This window comes from Mesorhizobium sp. CNPSo 4689 (assembly GCF_057784325.1).
In genome coordinates, this window is sequence record NZ_JBWLUZ010000002.1 from 409,764 (window position 1) to 425,905 (window position 16,142).

A 16,142-nucleotide genomic window follows, 5' to 3' on the forward strand; every position below is an offset into this window, starting at 1 on the left:
CAATCAATATACAGGCGGCGAAACCACCCAGATGACCACCGCCGGCTCGGCGCCGGGATTGCGCCAGCGGAACGGCTTGCCGTCGAAGCGAAAGGAGTCGCCCTCGGCAAGCCGGTGCCAGACGCCCGATATCTCTATGTCGAAGGTGCCGGACGCGACATAGCCCGCTTCCTCCGTCGGCCGACGTGCCTCGATCTTCAACTCAGCGCCCGGCGCGAAGACCGAACGCAGCATCTCGAAGCTACCGCCGAGATCGGGTGACAGAAGCTCCTCCACCAGCCCGGAATCGCTTGTGCCAAGCCTGCGGCGGTTGCCGGCGCGCACCACCACGCCGCGCTCTTTTTCAATCGGCACGTCGTGGCTGAAGAACAGGCTGACCGGCACGCTGAACAGGTCGGCGAAGGCCCTGAGGTCACCGAGCGAAGGGATCGACAGGCCGCGCTCGACCTGGCTGACCCAGCCAACGGAGCGGCCGAGCTTCAGGCCGATCTCGGCCAGCGTCAGCCCGCGCGCCTTGCGCAACGCGCGGATGTCGCCAGCCAGCAGCCGTTCGCTGTTCTCCTGCTCCGATCTGACGGCGGTTGAGGTCAAGCCATTCTCTCTATGAAAAATTCCGGACAAATTTCATGAGAGACCAGCATGATGAAAAAATCAAGAGGATTTTCACAAGACCACAAGATTTGCTTGCGCCATTTTGACGGTTCATGCAAAGGCTCGACCCACGAACGGCGGATGGGGACGTCGGGTCGAGGACCAGGTATTTGGAATTCGCGCGTGGGTCCTATCCGGAAGCCGGTCCCGGTTTTCCGAGGCCATGCGTCAAGGGACGGCCCATGCTGGAAAACAACGCCCGGATTGCCAAGGACGCGGCGATCGTAGACGAGGCGATCACGTCGCGTCGATCGGTTCGCGCCTTCCTGCCCGACATGGTCGACGACGAGACCATCCGCGCCATTCTCGGGGTCGCCGCGCGCGCGCCTTCGGGCACCAACATGCAGCCCTGGCGGGTCTATGTGACCAAGGGCGAGATCAAGCAGCGCATAACCGACGCCATCCTCAACTCGGGCATCCGCGCCGAGAAGGCCGAATGGGACGAGTACCGCTACTATCCCACCCAGTTCTTCGAGCCCTATCTCACCCGTCGCCGCGCCAACGGCTTCGGCCTCTACGGCGCGCTCGGCATCGGCCGGCGCGAGGTCGACAGGATGCGCGCCCAGCACGACCGCAACTTCGTCTTCTTCGACGCGCCGGTCGGCATGATCTTCACCATCGACCGGCGGCTGAACCAGGGCTCGTGGATCGACTACGGCATGTTTCTGCAGAACATCATGGTGGCGGCGCGGGGCAGGGGCCTGCACACCTGCCCGCAAGCCGCCTTCGCGCCATACCACCGGCAGATCAGGCCGGTGCTCAACATTCCCGACGAAGAGATTGTCGTCTGCGGCATGGCACTCGGCCATGAGGACACGTCGAAGCCCGAAAACGAGTTCCGCACCGACCGCGTGCCGCTGGAAGAATGGGTGACGTTCAGCGAGTGAGGCGGTGCCTCGGCCGACTTTTTGTTTTGACGCAATTCCCTGGGGAAAGCGCTACGCGCTTTTCCCGGGAAAACTGCCTCACACTTTTCCTGGATTTGCTTTACTCCACGCTCATTTGCGCGCCATGGCCGCTGACATGGGCGCCGTCCTGCGGCGTCAGCCTGAGATAGGCGAACAGCGCGCACAGCGTGATGACGCCTTCGATCACGAACAGGATGCGGAAGTCGTTGGTCACGGCCGGGCCGCCGCCGGCCAGGAAGGACAGCAACGCGGCCGCCAGTCCGACGCTGATCGCCACCGCCAGCTGCCAAAGGATGTAGTAGAGGGCGCTGAAGCGGGCGAGCTGTTCCGGCGCGATGTCGGAATAGGCGAGGTTGCCGGTCGAAGCCCACTGCGCCGAGCGCAAAACACCGAAGGCGAAGATATAGGCAAGCACGATCCATACGGGTGTGGTCGCCTGGATCAAGGCGAAGCCCGCAACCATCGCGGCAACGATCGGCGTGTTGATGACCAGCACACGGCGGAAGCCGAAGCGATTGAGCAGGCGCGGCATGAAGACACGCATGATCAGCGATCCGATCGCAGCAACGAAGGTCAGCGATCCCGCCTGCACCGCGCTCATGCCGAAGCCGAGCTGGAACATCAGCGGCAGCAGGAAGACGACCGAGCTAAGACCGATCGTGTCCAGCCCGCCGCCGGTAAGAAAGGAGATGCGGAAGGTGCGGATACGCAGGAGCTTTAGGTCAAGCAGGGGGTTGCGGGCACGCAGGCAGTAGAAGGAGGCAAGCGTCAGGATGACGATCGCCAGTGCCAGCTCGGCCGCGATCATGCTGCCGGCTGCATCTTTCGCCGCAAGCGAGTCCATGCCGAAGACCAGCAGGACCATGCCGCTGCCGACCAGCAGGAAGCCCGCAAAATCGAACGGCGTGCGCACCGGTTTGGTGACCGTCGGAAACAGCGAGGCGGCAAGGACGGCCGCCGCCAGCGCGAATGGCACGTTGATGAAGAAGATCCAGCGCCACGAGACGTAGGTGGTCAGCGCGCCGCCGACGAGCGGGCCGACCAACGGTCCGGACTGCCCGGCCAGCGAGATATACATGTTGATCTTCAGCGTGCGGCTGCGCGGGAAGGTCGACAGGATCACGACCTGGCCGAGCGTACCCATCAATGCGCCGCCGAAACCTTGCAGCGCGCGGGCGCCGACCAGCGTCCAGATGTCGTTGGACAGTCCGCAGAGCGCCGATGAAGCGGCGAACACCAGCAAGGCGAAGCAGTAGACGTTGCGCAGGCCGAAACGGTCGGCGGCCCAGCCGCCGACCGGCATCGAGATGATCAGGCTGGCGACATAGACGGTGATCAGAAGCCCGAGCTGGCTCGGTGGCCGGGAAAGGCTCTCGCCGATGCTGGGCAGTGCGGTGACCACGACATTCTGGTCGAGGCTGGTCATGAACACGCCGCAGGCGACCGTCGCCGGCAATAGCATCGACGCCTCGCCCGCCGGGGCAAAGCGGGTTGTGGCTGTCGCCGAAGTCTCTGCGGTCATGGAAGGATATTGTCGAGCCGGTTGCCTGGACGAGCGCATGCCTCAGCATGTGCCCGTGATTCCTATCTATCCTCCCAGCTGGCCCAACGCTCAAGCAGCAGTTGTGCCGGTCGATAGTGCCAAGCGGACAGCCGGCAGAGTTTTATTGCACCTCGTAGCCGACTTCCTCGCTGGCATGGCAGAGCGCCTTCCAGAACGAGCGGGCGAAGGAGCGGAACACGTAGATGTCGAACTGGTCGGCGCCGGTGCGCTGAATCTGCGCGAAGACATCGTGATGGGTGGTCGAGCGGCCGGCGCCGATCGGGAAGGCCGGCAGCGCAAAGTCGATGGCGAAGAATTTCGCCAGCACCCATTCGGCCTTCGGCCCGGCGATGCGGATCGCGGTGCGGCCGTGCGACAGGTCGGTGACGGTGCCGATGGCCGGGGTGACGACGCCAGAGAACGCCGCAGCCAGGCCCTCGGCTTCGTCGACCACGGTGAACTTGCCGGGTGCGAAGCCGAATGCCGATCTGGCGCCGTCGGTGACGCCGCCGCCCGCGCCGTCCGGCAGGGCAAGACCCGTGGCCTTGTATATTGCCGACATCAGCCGCTTCTCTTCGCCCGGCCATGCGGCGAGCTGCAGGATCGAGCCCGGCCGCGTCTCGGACAGGATTACGTCGACGCCATGTTCGAAATTTCCATGCGAGCCCGGATGGTACTCCGGCTCAAGCGGCGATTGACGTTCAACCATGCATGCGGCTCCCGTCCGGATCGTAGAAGTGGTTGGAGACGATCTCGATCGGCCCGAACCGGTTGCGCAGCGGATCGGAGACGAAGGCGCGCGAGCCGTGCCGCGCCTTGCCGCCGCTGACCAGCGCCAGCGCGATGTGCTTGCCGAGCGCCGGCGAGTAGCAGCAGGCGGTGATGTGGCCGATGGAACCGTGCGGATTGGCTTGGTCGAGCTCCTCGACGATATGCGCACCGCCGTTGAGCGGCCGGTTGTCGAGCGAAACCAGGCCGACGAGCTGCAGCCGGTCAGGGGCGATCAGGCCCTCGCGGTCCATCATCGCCGAGCCGATGAAAGGTTTCTTCTTCGACAGCATCCAGTCGAGATGCAGGTCGCGCGCTGTGGTGCGGCCGTCGATCTCGGCGCCGGTGACGTGGCCTTTCTCGATGCGCATCGTGCCCAGCGCCTCGAGCCCATAGGTGACCAGTCCGAACGGCTGTCCGGCCTCGATCAAGGCTTCCCAGACATGGGTACCATAGCCGGCGCCGGAATAGACTTCGAAGGCCATTTCGCCGGAGAAGGAGAGCCGGCAGATCATAACGGGCACGTCCGCGATCTCGCCGTGCACGATGCCCATGAAGGGCAGAGTGGCATTGTCGACGGCAATACCCTTGACGCAAGCGGCGAGGATTGCGCGCGCGTTCGGGCCGCCGATGGCAGCACCTGCCCATTCGTCGGTGACCGAAGTGACAGTGACCTTCAGCTCCGGCCAGATGACGTCGAGGAAATATTCCAGATGCTGCATCACCTTGCCGGCATTGGCCGTGGTGGTGGTCATCAGGAAATCTTGCTCGCCGAGCCGCCAGGTGGTGCCGTCGTCGAAGGCCAGCCCGTCCTCGCGCAGCATCAGCCCGTAGCGGGCCTTGCCGACAGCGAGCGTCGAGAACATGTTGGTGTAGACGCGGTCGAGGAACTCGGCCGCGTCCGGCCCTTGCACGGCGATCTTGCCCAGCGTCGAGACGTCGACGATGCCGGCGCTATCGCGGGTCGCTTTGGCTTCGCGCACATAGGCTTGCTCGATCGTCTCGCCGGCATGGCTGTAGATCATCGGCCGATACCAGAGCCCGGCCGAATACATGGTCGCGCCATTGGCGATGTGCCAGTCATGCATCGGCGTCAGCCGCTCGGGCTTCAAATCGCCGAAGCGCTCCGCTGCGAGCGAGCCGATCGACACCGCCGAATAGGGCGGGCGGAAGCGCGTCGTGCCGACTTCGGGAATCGGCTTGCCGAGCGCCTCGGCCATGATGGCGAGGCCCGGCACGTTGGAGCTCTTGCCCTGGTCGGTCGCCATGCCGAGCGTGGTGTAGCGCTTCAGGTGCTCGACCGAGACGAAGCCTTCGCGATGGGCAAGGCGCACGTCTTCGGCGGTGACGTCGTGCTGGAAATCGACGAAGCTTTTTCCCTTCGCCCTGATCTCGAACACCGGCGCCGGATCGGGATCGCCGGGAGCGGCGTCCACGACCGGCAAGGCCGTCGGCGCGCCTGTCGCTCCGGCGGCCGAAAGACCGGCGGCGCGGCCCTCGGCGATGGCCTCGGCGGTCGAGAAGCTGCCGATGAAGGCGCCGGCGCCGACCCATTTCTGCGTCGGCTTCGGCGGCAGGAAGGCCTGGCGCGCGGCGTCCCACTCCGCCTTGGCGCCGGCCTGGCTGGCGAGGTGGATGGTCGGCGACCAGCCGCCCGACATCAGCAGGCAGTCGGCATGGATGCTGCGCGCATCGCCGGTCAGCGCGCCGCTCACCATGTCGAAACGCTGCACCTTGAGGCCGGAAAGCGCCTTGCCGCCTTCGGTGGAGACCACGGCATGACCGGACAGGATCTCGGCCTCGGCATCGGTGGCCAGCTTGCGCATCTCGCTCGACAGGTCCTGGCGAACATCGATGATGGCGACGATCGCAGCGCCCGCCGACTTCAACGCCAGCGCCGAGCGATAGGCGCTGTCATTGTTGGTGAACAGCGCGATCCTGTCGCCGGGCAGCACGCCAAACTCGTTGGCGTAGCGCTCGGCGGCATGCGCCAGCATGACACAAGGCCGGTCGTTGCCGGGGAACACCAGCGGCCGCTCGAAGGAGCCGGTGGCCAGCACCACCGATTTGGCGCGGATCGCCCAGTAGCGATGACGTGGCTCGCCCTTGGCGGGGGCCTCCTTGTGGTCGGTGACTCGTTCGAGTGCAGCCAGCGTGTTGCCGTCATAGTAACCCCAGACCGTGGTGCGCGGCAGCAGACGGACATTGTCATGGCCTTCGAGCTGGCCGACGGCGCGCGCCGCCCAGTCCGCCGCCGGCGTGCCGTCGATGGTCTCGCCGGACCAGTTGGCCGAGCCGCCGAAATGCGGCTCCAGCTCGCAGAGGATGACGCGCTGGCCCTGATCGGCGGCGGCCCTGGCGGCCATCAATCCGGCCGGGCCGGAGCCGACCACCAGCACTTCGCAGAAGGCGTTCATGCGCTCGTAGCGCTCCGGATCGGCAGCGGTGCCGGCTCTGCCGAGGCCGGCGGCGCGGCGGATGAAGTGCTCGCAGAACATCCAGAAGCGGGTGCCTTTGAGCGGGCCGATCACCGGACCCATGAAGGTTTTGTAGTAGAAGCCGGCCGACAGGATCTTGCCGCCGAGCTGGTTGATGGCGTTAACGTCCCAGGCAAGCGACGGGAAGCGGTTCTGGCTGACGGCCACCAGCCCGTCATAGATCTCGACCATGGTGGCGGCGATGTTCGGTTCGCGAACCTCGCCGCGCAGCACCGTCACCAGCGCGTTCGGCTCCTCGACGCCGGCGGTCAGCACGCCGCGCGGGCGATGGTACTTGAACGAGCGCCCGAACAGCGTGACGCCGTTGGCGAGCAGTGCCGAGGCCAGCGTGTCGCCGGCATAGCCGGTGTAGGGCGTGCCGTCGAAGGTGAAGCGGATGGTGCGCAGCCGGTCGATGCGGCCACCGGTTTCGGCGCGGCGCGGGCTCACGACTTGGCCTCCGACTTGTGCCGCGCGGCGGCTTTGTGGTCGCCGCGCGCGAAGCCGCTGCTCGAAATCTCATGCGTCAGTGTGTTGCGCACGACCCTGAGATGGGCGCGGCAGCCGCCGGAGTGCTGCCAGATCTCGTTGTGGTCGCCGGCCGGGTTCAGCCGGTCGTAGACATAGGCGTTCCAGGCGTCGAGGTCCTGCGAAGAAGGTTGCGGACGCTGGCGGTTGCCGTCACCCTGATACGTGAATTCGATAACGTCGCGCGGGCCGCAATAGGGACAGGTGATCAGCATTTTTTCTTCTACCTAATGCAGCCGGGGCGTCGCGCCTTGGCCTTTGTCGTCGATGACAAGGCCGCGATAGAAGCGGTCGAGCGTGAAGGGCGCGTTGAAGTCGTGCGGCTCGTCCTTGGCAATGGTCCAGGCAAAGCACCAGCCGGATGCCGGCGTCGCCTTGAAGCCGCCGTAGCACCAGCCGCAGTTGAGATACATGCCGGGCAGCGGCCCGGTGGTGATGATTGGCGAACCGTCCATCGTCATGTCGCAGACGCCGCCCCATGAGCGCAGCATGCGCACGCGGGCGAGGCCCGGAAACAGCGCCAGCATCTCGCTCATCACCTCATCGACAATGGGCAGACTGCCGCGCTGGGCGTAGCTGTTGTAGCCGTCGAGGTCGCCGCCATAGACGAGGCCGCCCTTGTCCGACTGCGAAATGTAGAAGTGACCCATGCCGAAGGTCAGGATCGTGTCGATGATGGGTTTCAGCGATTCCGTCACGAAGGCCTGCAGCACGTGGCTCTCGATCGGCATTTTGTCGATGCCGGCAAGCTGCATGACCCGACCGGTGCTTCCGGCGACCGCAACCGCCACCTTCTTGGCGCGGATTTCGCCGCGCGTCGTCGACACGCCGGTGATGCGGTCGCCGTCGCGCAGGAAGCCTTTAACCTCGCAATTCTCGATGATGTCGACGCCGCGACGGTCGGCGCCGCGCGCGTAGCCCCAGGCGACGGCGTCGTGGCGGGCGCTGCCGGCACGCGGCTGCATCAGCCCACCCAAGATCGGGAAGCGCGCCGACCCGGAAACGTCCAGAGCCGGGACCAGCCGTTTGATCTCGGCCACCGTCATCAGTTCGGCATCGACGCCAAGATGGCGCATGGCGTTGCCGCGCCGGGCGTAGTCATCGAACTGGGCCGGCGTATGCGCGAGGTTCAGGCAGCCGCGCTGCGAGAACATGACGTTGTAATTGAGGTCGTGCGACAGGTTCTCCCACATCTTCATCGAGTGCTCGTAGAAGCGCGTGTTGGACGGCAGGAGGTAGTTGGAGCGCACCGCCGTGGTGTTGCGGCCGACATTGCCGGAGCCGAGCCAGCCCTTTTCCAGCACCGCGACATTGGTGATGCCGTGCTCCTTGGCGAGGTAGTAGGCCGTCGACAACCCGTGACCGCCACCGCCGATGACAATGACATCGTAGGACGCCTTCGGGTCCGGCTTGCGCCATGCGGGCTTCCAGTCCTTGTTTCCGGTGAAAGCGTTCTTGAGGAGCGAAAAGGCTGAGTATTCGGCCATTCTTTGGAGCCTGTCATGAGCTTCGGATGGGACTGCGTGGCAGCCATCCGTTTGTGCAATGCGGCAGACTATAGAGCAGGCCGCTGCCGCAAAGCCAAGATTGCGCCATCGCTTTTCGACTGGCCGACTCCGAAAGCGCGCCAGCCGGGATGGCTTGCCCCATCATAACAGCGTCTTTATCAAGGATGGGTTTTCAGAACCGGCCTTTGCCGCGAGTCGCCAGACCACAGATGTTTTTTCGATTGCTCCGCCTGATCCTGATCCTTGCGCTTGTCGTCGCGGCGATGCCGTCGTTCGAAGCGCTGGCGCAGGCGATCGGCCAGGGCGCGGCAGGCCTGATCACCGACCAGCAGAAGGCGATCCAGGATCTGACCGCCAAAACCGACGGTCTCGAGAAGAAAATCGAGCAGGACAGCGAGGACGATGCCTCGCTGGTGGAAATCCGGCTGCAGCTGGAGGAAATGTCTCGGGCAGCGCTGACCAGCGCGCTCGCCTTCCGTTCGCGTCTCACCGACATCAACAACCGGATCGGGACGCTCGGCCCGCCGCCGGCCGCGGGGCAGCCGCAAGAGCCCGACATCGTCACCGGCGAGCGCCAGGCCCTGGCGTCCGAAAAGGCCGAGATCAATGCCGTCATCGCTTCCGCGCAGAACCTGTCGATCCGCATCAACGGCCTGATCGACAAGATCGGCAACATGCGCAGCGAGCTGTTCCGCAATCTGCTCACCAAGCGCTACGAATTGTCCGATGCGCTGAGCCCGCAGGTCGTTTCCGACGCCCAGGACGAATACGCCAACTTTTACAAGGCCGTATCATCCTGGCTGAGCTTTGCCTTCAAGTTCAAGTTCAAGGCGATGCTGGCGGCGACCTTCATGGCGCTGGCGCTCGCAGTGGTGCTGCTGGTCGGCGGCCGCCGCCTGTTCGGGCGTATCTTCGAAGCCGATGCATCGATCGAGGATCCTTCCTATCTCAGCCGATTGTCGGTGGCTTTCTGGTCGACATTGCTGCCGACTCTGGCCGTCGGCGCCTTCCTCGCTTCGACGGTTTTCCTGTTCAATTATTACAACGTGTTGCGCGGCGATATCGGCGTTTTCCTCAATGCGCTGGCTGCCGTCATCGCGGTGGTGTTCTGCGTCAATCGGCTGACCAATGCGGCCCTGGAGCCGCGGCTGCCGAACTGGCGCCTGATACCGGTCGAGACCGGTCCGTCGCGTTGGCTGGTGCGGCTGACGACGGCCATGGCGATTGTCATCGGCGTCAACAATTTCCTGGCGGTGGTCAATGACAAGATGGGCTCGCCGCTGTCGGTTACCATCGTCAGAAGTTTTGTCGCCACGATCATCTTCGGCGTCATCCTGATCCTGATGGCGTTGCTGAAACCGTTCAAGGCGCGCGACGAAAGCTGGCGCCCCTGGCCGGCATGGCTGCGCTACACTGCCATTGCGCTCGGTCTTTTCACCATCGCGGCGGCGCTGTTCGGCTATATCGGCCTGGCTCTTTTCGTCGCGCTGCAGGTCGTGGTCACCGGCACCATATTGATCACCGCCTATATCGGCTTCCTATCGGCGCGGGCGATCGGCGAGGAAGGCGGCTTTGCCGACACCTCGGTCGGGCGCTGGCTTTCGACCAATTCCAGCTACGAGGAAACCGCACTCGACCAACTAGGCCTGGTCGTCAGCACCGCCATCAACGTGATGATCGTGCTGGTGTTCCTGCCGCTGATTCTTTTGATGTGGGGGTTCCAGCCGGGCGACATCCAGGCCTGGGCCTACAAGCTGGCGACCGGCATCACCATCGGTTCGGTGACCATCTCGGTCCTTGGCATCCTCAGCGGCATCGTCGTTTTCGTCATCGGCTACTTCCTGACGCGCTGGTTCCAGGGCTGGCTCGACGGCTCGGTGATGGCGCGCGGACGGGTCGACACCGGCGTGCGCAACTCGATCCGGCTGGCGGTCGGCTATGCCGGCGTCGCACTGGCAGCACTCGTCGGCGTCTCGGCGGCGGGCATCGATCTGTCCAATCTGGCGCTCGTTGCCGGTGCGCTTTCCCTCGGTATCGGTTTCGGCTTGCAGAATGTCGTGTCGAACTTCGTTTCGGGCCTGATCCTGCTCGCCGAGCGACCGTTCAAGGTCGGCGACTGGATCGTTGCCGGCGAAATCAGCGGCACCGTCAAGAAGATCAGCGTGCGCGCCACCGAGATCGAGACGTTCCAGCGACAGTCGGTGATCCTGCCCAATTCGAACCTGATCAACAACGCGGTCGGCAATTGGACGCACCGCAACAAGCTCGGCCGCGTCGACATCAAGGTTGGCGTCGCCTATGGCAGCGATGTCAAGCGGGTGCATGCCCTGCTGCTCGAGATCGCGCGCAGCCATCCGCTGGTGCTGAAGAATCCGGAGCCGTTCGTGCTGTTCACAAATTTCGGCGCGGCAGCGCTCGAATTCGAGATCCGGGTGTTTCTCGCCGATGTGCTGAACGGCGCCATCGTGCAGAACGACATCCGCTTCACGGTTCTCGATGTTTTCGACAGCGAGCATATCGAGATCCCCTCGACGCCGCGCGCCGAGGTCAAGAAGCACGAGGCATGGCCGATCGACGACGACAAGATCGAGGCCGAGTTCGCCGAGCGCGAGGAGGCGGAAGCCGCAGCAGCGATCGATAGGGAACGCCTGGCGAAGTCGAAGCGCAAGAGCCGCAAGCCCGACCCGGATTAGGTCCATTGATCCCGTCCCGCGAGCCCGCCTTCTCGTGCTACCAAACCAATTGCGGCATGAATGCGGCATTCAGTTGCGGTTCAGCTTGCAAGTCATATAAGCTCGCATGCAAAGGGCGAGAATGCCTTGCAAGGTGCAACCAGAGGCGGTGTTGAAACACCGATATTGCAAAATGTGGAAGTCTGTCGTCGCCGCCATCGCTTTTCTTGCCTTGGACGGTTCGGCTTTCGCCGCCAGCGCGATCAACAAGGACGCCGAGACCCGGACGCTGATCGTGACCGAGGGTGGCGGCAAGACGGAGCTGGCGCTGGCCGCCGGCGAGACCGTGGAATTCTGCCCGAACGGCTGTTTCGTCACCTTGCCCAATGGTGACCTCGAAGCCCTGACCGGCTCCGAAACGGTCGAGATCTCGGGCGGCGTCGCCCGCATCAAGTAAACTTCGGGCAGCATCTCTTGCAAAGGCCGGGCAATGCCCGGCCTTTTATTGCTTCCGGTAGGACTTGTTTAACAATGACGCGGGAAATACCGGCGCGCCGCTCGGCCACAACCGGGCGTTTTAACGATCGTTACGTCATCTCCCGCTATGTCCGATACGAAGACGCCGAAACATGGCGCGGGTGTATCTGCACATGACTCCATCCGAACCGGCATTCGGTGTCATGCGCTTCAGGCAGGGCAGGAAAAAATGGACGCGAGGTCGGACAGGAACGCGATCCCGCTTGCGGTCGATCTCGACGGCACGCTGATTGCAACGGACCTTTTGTGGGAAGGTCTGTTCATCCTTCTCAAGAAGAATCCGCTCTATGTTTTCCTGGTGCCGTTCTGGCTGGCCGGCGGTCCGGCACGGCTGAAGCAGGCGATCGCCGACCGCATCGACATCGATCCAGCCTCGCTGCCCTACCGCGAGGTCCTGCTCGAGCGGCTGCGCAAGGAGCATGGCGAAGGCCGCAAGATCGTGCTGGCGACCGGTACGCCACGCAAATTCGCGGAGGCGATCGCAGCCCATCTCGGCATTTTCGATCGCGTGCTGGCGACCGACGGTCCGCACAACATGACGTCGGGCAGGAAGCGTGCCTCGCTCGTTGCCGCCTATGGCGATGGCGGCTTCGACTATGCCGGCAACAGCCGGCACGATGTCAGGGTGTTCGACGCGGCGCGCAGCGCGATCGTCGTGGCGCCTGACCGTCACGCCGCGCGCTGGCAAGCCGCTCATGGCGCCGAGACGGTGCCGACGCCGAAACCGACGCTCAAGACCTTCGTCAAGATGCTGCGTGTGCATCAATGGCTGAAGAACGTGCTGATAGCGGTGCCGATGGTGCTGTCGCACGAATACTTCAACATCGATATGATCTGGGAATGCGCGGTGGCGTTCGTTTCGTTCTGCGCGGTGGCGTCCGCCATCTACATCCTCAACGATTTCTTCGACCTCGCGCTGGACCGCAGGCATCCGACGAAGCGCAACCGACCTTTCGCCAGCGGCGCGCTGTCGATCCCGTTCGGCATGGGCGCGATCCTGGTGCTCCTGTCGATCGGCATCGCCGCCGGCCTGTTCCTGTCGCTCGAATTCCTTGGCGTGCTCGGCGGCTACATAGTCGTCACGACGGCCTACTCGCTGTCGTTCAAACGCATGCTTCTGGTCGACGTGCTGACGCTGGCCGGCCTCTATTCGATCCGCGTTCTGGCGGGTGCGGCGGCGACCGGTGTCGACGTCTCGTTCTGGCTGCTCGCCTTCTCGATCTTCTTCTTCCTGTCGCTGGCGCTGGTGAAGCGCTATGTCGAATTGCGCACCACCGCCATTCCGGCCGGTGAGCGCATTGCCGGCCGTGGCTATCGCACCGAAGACCAGGAGATCGTCGCCCAAGCCGGCATGGCCTCGGCCTTTTCCTCCGCCCTGGTGCTGGCTCTCTATATGGACAGTGTCTCGGTGCGCGAACTCTATCCGCATCCCTGGCTGGTCTGGCCGCTGGCGCCGATCGTGCTGTATCTCACCATGCGCGTCTGGATCCTCGCTCGCCGCAACGAAATGCACGACGATCCTGTCGTCTTCATCATCCGCGACTGGCGCAGCCAGATCGTCGTGCTGATCGGCGCCGCGCTGCTGGTCGCCGGAGGCTGGTAGGGATGACGGCGGAGCGCTTCGGAAGTTTCGGCCGCGCCACGCCGCCGGCGCCGCGCGTGATTGCGGCTAATGACGCCATCGCGCTGCTCAAGGGCCGCGCGGCGAAGAACGGCTCGCTGCTCGGCTATGGCAATGGCCGTTCCTATGGCGATTCCTGCCAGAACGAGGCGGGCTCGGTCGCCGACATGCGGCCGCTGAACCGCATCCGCGCCTTCAATGTCGAGACCGGTGTGCTCGATGCGGATGCCGGCATGCTTTTGTCCGACATCATCGCCCATGCCGCGCCCTGCGGCTTCTTTCCGGCAGTGGTTCCCGGCACGCAGTTCGTGACGCTCGGCGGGGCGATTGCCAATGACGTTCATGGCAAGAACCACCATCGGCGCGGCACGTTCGGCTGCCATGTCGTTTCCTTCACGCTGCTGCGGTCGGACGGGCGCAGCTACCGCTGCTCGGATGCAAGCAATGCAAGGCTATTCCGGGCGACGATCGGCGGCATGGGGCTGACCGGCCTGATCCTGTCGGCCTCGATCCGGCTGATGCGGGTACCTTCGCTCGATATCGTCGAGAAGGCGACGCCGTTTCGCGATCTCGGCGAGTTCTTCGACCTGGCGGAAGCCGCCGACCAGGCCAATGAATATGCCGTTGCCTGGATCGACCAGCTTGCCGCCGGCCATGGCCGCGGGCGCGGCCTTTTGCTCACCGGCAACCATGCCGAGCATGGCTCCCACAAGGCCTCTCGCGCCGGCGGGCGCCTTTCGGTGCCGTTGCAGCCGCCGTTCAATGTTCTCAACCGGCCGTTCCTGACCGCCTTCAACGCCGCCTATCGCTGGAAGAAGGGCCGCTCGCCGGCGCCGCGCCAGGTCGGCTACCAGGGCTTTTTCTTTCCGCTCGACGGCGTCGGAGACTGGAACCGGCTTTATGGTCCGAAGGGGCTGTTCCAGCACCAGAGCGTGGTGCCGGAAGACGCTGCCCGCCGTGCCGTGCCGGCGCTGCTGGAGGCGGCGAGACGGGCCGGGCAGGGGTCGTTCCTCACCGTGCTCAAGCGCTTCGGCACTGTCCGCTCGCCGGCGCTGCTGTCGTTCCCTCGACCGGGCTGCACGCTGACGCTGGATTTCCCCAACCGGGGTGAAAAGACGCTGGCGTTGCTCAGGGAACTCGACCGTATCACCGTCGATGCGGGTGGCGCGGTCAATCCTTACAAGGACGCCCGCATGAGCGCCGAAACGTTCGCGGCATCTTTTCCGGAATGGCAGCGGCTGGAAGCGCTCCGCGACCCTGCCTTCATGTCTGACTTCTGGGCGCGGACGGCGAAGAAACTGGATGTGCGGCGAGGAACGGTCGAGGCTGCGGAATAGATAGAACTTGAATAAATCTTGGCAAATGAAACGTAAATACCAAGATTTACTCAAACTTTCTTGTGACTTCACGAAATCTTTGCAGGTTTGTAGTAGGACCGCTGCTGGGCGGGTGGCAACTATGAAATACATCGTCTTCATTCTCTTTACAGTCATGACCAATGCCGCGGCGCAGCTGATGCTGAAGCAAGGCATGATGTCGCTCGGGCCGATTTCGTTCGAAGGCACCAATCCGCTTTTGAAGCTGCTGCAGATCGTCTTCAGCCCTTGGGTGTTCTTTGGGCTGTGCACCTTCGTCATCTCGATGGCCTCGCACCTCTATGTGCTGTCCAAGGTCGAGCTCAGCTTCGCCTATCCGTTCCTCAGCCTTGCCTATGTCGCGGTCGCGATCTTCGCCTATTTCGTCTTCCGCGAAGACCTCAACAGTTGGCGCATCGCCGGCATTGCCTGCATCTGCGTCGGCACGGTGCTGATCGCGCAGAGTGGTCGAGGGCATGAGGAGGAAACGGCTTCCCTTTCGTCCGACAAGATTCACAGCGAGATCGTTCGATGAGACATGTGATTTTCGGCGGCGACGGTTTCGTCGGCCGTCATCTTGCTCCCAAGCTCGTGGCCGACGGCGAGGAGGTGGTCGTCGCCGACATCGTCAAGAGCGACCTGCCGCACTACCGCCCGGTCCGCTTCGTCAAATGCGACGTGACCGATCCGGCCTCGGTCGCCGCGGTTGGGCTCAAGGGCGACGACATTGTCTACAACCTCTCGGCGAAAATGTTGTCGCCGATCCAGGTGCGCGCCAAGCGGCACGATTTCTTCTTCCCGGTGAATTTCCACGGCACCGAACACGTCATGCAGGCGATGGACAAGGCCGGCGCCTCGAAGCTGGTCCACTACACGACCGACATGATCTACGGCCATACGGTGACGATGCCGATGACCGAGGAGCACCCGGTCGCGCCGCTCGGTGAATATGGCTGGTCGAAGCAGAAGACCGAGAAACTGGCGGCCGAATGGCGCAAGCGCGGCATGTCGATCTCGCTGTTCAGGCCGCGCCTGATCATCGGCCCCGGCCGCCTCGGCATCCTGGAGAAACTGTTCAAGCTGATCGACTGGAATTTTCCGGTGCCGATGATCGGCTCGGGCAGGAACCCCTATCAGTTCATATCGGTGTTCGATTGCGCCGAAGCGGCGCGCGCCGCCTGGAAGGCCGGCGTGCCGAACGAGGCCTACAATCTGGGCTCGCTCAACCCGCCTCCGGTCAAGAAGCTGCTCGGCGACCTGATCAAGCATGCTGGGTCGAAATCGCTGCTGATCCCGACACCAGGCTGGGCCGTCAAGCGCACGCTCGACCTGCTCGACCTCATGAACCTGCCGATCATGGATCCTGAACAGTACCTGATTGCCGACGAGGAGTGCGTGCTCGACGTGTCCAAGGCCGGGCGCCAGCTCGGCTGGGTGCCGCAATATCGCGACGAGGACATGCTGATCGCCGCCTACAGCGAATACCGCGCCAAGAAGGACGGCCACGCCGTCGCCGCCAAACATGTGCCTGCCGAATAACGGGCTCCGCCGAACAGAGGATTTTTGAGATGACC

General features: G+C 63.9%; 13 protein-coding genes. 7 read left to right on the top strand and 6 right to left on the bottom strand.

The window, feature by feature from the left end:
* Window positions 1-3: 3 nt before the first annotated feature.
* Entirely contained in the window at window positions 4-591 is a 588-nt protein-coding gene (locus tag AC04SI_RS04760; protein ID WP_404275796.1) for a helix-turn-helix domain-containing protein, read from the bottom strand.
* A gap of 242 nt (window positions 592-833) precedes the next feature.
* Here AC04SI_RS04760 and AC04SI_RS04765 point away from each other — a divergent pair, with 242 nt between their 5' ends.
* Window positions 834-1,538, top strand: a complete 705-nt coding sequence (locus AC04SI_RS04765) for a nitroreductase (RefSeq protein WP_404275798.1) — start codon at window positions 834-836, stop codon at window positions 1,536-1,538.
* Between the two features lie 100 nt (window positions 1,539-1,638).
* Here the strand turns inward: AC04SI_RS04765 and AC04SI_RS04770 are convergent, their stop codons facing one another.
* The 5 genes from AC04SI_RS04770 to AC04SI_RS04790 all read right to left on the bottom strand — a co-directional run bounded on the left by AC04SI_RS04770 (window position 1,639) and on the right by AC04SI_RS04790 (window position 8,362).
* Complete coding sequence (locus tag AC04SI_RS04770; protein ID WP_404275800.1) at window positions 1,639-3,081, bottom strand: MFS transporter; 1,443 nt, start codon at window positions 3,079-3,081, stop codon at window positions 1,639-1,641.
* A 142-nt stretch (window positions 3,082-3,223) separates the two neighbouring features.
* Complete coding sequence (locus AC04SI_RS04775; RefSeq protein WP_404275801.1) at window positions 3,224-3,811, bottom strand: sarcosine oxidase subunit gamma; 588 nt, start codon at window positions 3,809-3,811, stop codon at window positions 3,224-3,226.
* Complete coding sequence (locus AC04SI_RS04780; protein ID WP_404275803.1) at window positions 3,804-6,797, bottom strand: sarcosine oxidase subunit alpha; 2,994 nt, start codon at window positions 6,795-6,797, stop codon at window positions 3,804-3,806. The genes AC04SI_RS04775 and AC04SI_RS04780 overlap by 8 nt, the downstream gene beginning before the upstream one ends.
* The gene (locus AC04SI_RS04785) at window positions 6,794-7,090 is read right to left on the bottom strand and encodes a sarcosine oxidase subunit delta (protein ID WP_192181014.1); all 297 of its coding nucleotides are present in this window, start codon (window positions 7,088-7,090) and stop codon (window positions 6,794-6,796) included. The genes AC04SI_RS04780 and AC04SI_RS04785 overlap by 4 nt, the downstream gene beginning before the upstream one ends.
* 12 nt (window positions 7,091-7,102) lie before the next feature.
* Window positions 7,103-8,362 (bottom strand): sarcosine oxidase subunit beta, encoded by a 1,260-nt coding sequence (locus AC04SI_RS04790; RefSeq protein WP_404275805.1) that lies wholly within the window; start codon window positions 8,360-8,362, stop codon window positions 7,103-7,105.
* A 230-nt stretch (window positions 8,363-8,592) separates the two neighbouring features.
* Between AC04SI_RS04790 and AC04SI_RS04795 the strand changes: the two genes are divergently transcribed.
* The 6 genes from AC04SI_RS04795 to AC04SI_RS04820 all read left to right on the top strand — a co-directional run bounded on the left by AC04SI_RS04795 (window position 8,593) and on the right by AC04SI_RS04820 (window position 16,107).
* Entirely contained in the window at window positions 8,593-11,076 is a 2,484-nt protein-coding gene (locus AC04SI_RS04795) for a mechanosensitive ion channel domain-containing protein (RefSeq protein WP_488473969.1), read from the top strand.
* A gap of 172 nt (window positions 11,077-11,248) precedes the next feature.
* Window positions 11,249-11,512, top strand: a complete 264-nt coding sequence (locus AC04SI_RS04800) for a hypothetical protein (RefSeq protein ID WP_006203307.1) — start codon at window positions 11,249-11,251, stop codon at window positions 11,510-11,512.
* A gap of 249 nt (window positions 11,513-11,761) precedes the next feature.
* Entirely contained in the window at window positions 11,762-13,195 is a 1,434-nt protein-coding gene (locus tag AC04SI_RS04805; RefSeq protein WP_192181017.1) for a UbiA family prenyltransferase, read from the top strand.
* A gap of 2 nt (window positions 13,196-13,197) precedes the next feature.
* A complete protein-coding gene (locus AC04SI_RS04810) occupies window positions 13,198-14,550 on the top strand; it encodes an FAD-binding oxidoreductase (RefSeq protein WP_404275810.1) in 1,353 nt (450 codons plus the stop codon).
* Window positions 14,551-14,671: 121 nt separating this feature from the next.
* Window positions 14,672-15,103 carry an EamA family transporter gene (locus AC04SI_RS04815; protein ID WP_006203312.1) on the top strand — a complete coding sequence of 144 codons (432 nt, stop codon included), beginning with the start codon at window positions 14,672-14,674 and terminating at the stop codon, window positions 15,101-15,103.
* Window positions 15,100-16,107 (top strand): NAD-dependent epimerase/dehydratase family protein, encoded by a 1,008-nt coding sequence (locus tag AC04SI_RS04820; RefSeq protein ID WP_404275811.1) that lies wholly within the window; start codon window positions 15,100-15,102, stop codon window positions 16,105-16,107. The genes AC04SI_RS04815 and AC04SI_RS04820 overlap by 4 nt, the downstream gene beginning before the upstream one ends.
* The last annotated feature ends 35 nt before the right edge of the window (window positions 16,108-16,142 follow it).

Coding starts and splice junctions, on each gene's coding strand:
- AC04SI_RS04790 (WP_404275805.1), bottom strand. CDS start 8,362: ATGGCCGAATACTCAGCCTTTTCGCTCCTCAAGAACGCTTTCACCGGA.
- AC04SI_RS04800 (WP_006203307.1), top strand. CDS start 11,249: ATGTGGAAGTCTGTCGTCGCCGCCATCGCTTTTCTTGCCTTGGACGGT.
- AC04SI_RS04805 (WP_192181017.1), top strand. CDS start 11,762: ATGGACGCGAGGTCGGACAGGAACGCGATCCCGCTTGCGGTCGATCTC.
- AC04SI_RS04770 (WP_404275800.1), bottom strand. CDS start 3,081: ATGACCGCAGAGACTTCGGCGACAGCCACAACCCGCTTTGCCCCGGCG.
- AC04SI_RS04815 (WP_006203312.1), top strand. CDS start 14,672: ATGAAATACATCGTCTTCATTCTCTTTACAGTCATGACCAATGCCGCG.
- AC04SI_RS04785 (WP_192181014.1), bottom strand. CDS start 7,090: ATGCTGATCACCTGTCCCTATTGCGGCCCGCGCGACGTTATCGAATTC.
- AC04SI_RS04795 (WP_488473969.1), top strand. CDS start 8,593: ATGTTTTTTCGATTGCTCCGCCTGATCCTGATCCTTGCGCTTGTCGTC.
- AC04SI_RS04820 (WP_404275811.1), top strand. CDS start 15,100: ATGAGACATGTGATTTTCGGCGGCGACGGTTTCGTCGGCCGTCATCTT.
- AC04SI_RS04810 (WP_404275810.1), top strand. CDS start 13,198: ATGACGGCGGAGCGCTTCGGAAGTTTCGGCCGCGCCACGCCGCCGGCG.
- AC04SI_RS04775 (WP_404275801.1), bottom strand. CDS start 3,811: ATGGTTGAACGTCAATCGCCGCTTGAGCCGGAGTACCATCCGGGCTCG.
- AC04SI_RS04765 (WP_404275798.1), top strand. CDS start 834: ATGCTGGAAAACAACGCCCGGATTGCCAAGGACGCGGCGATCGTAGAC.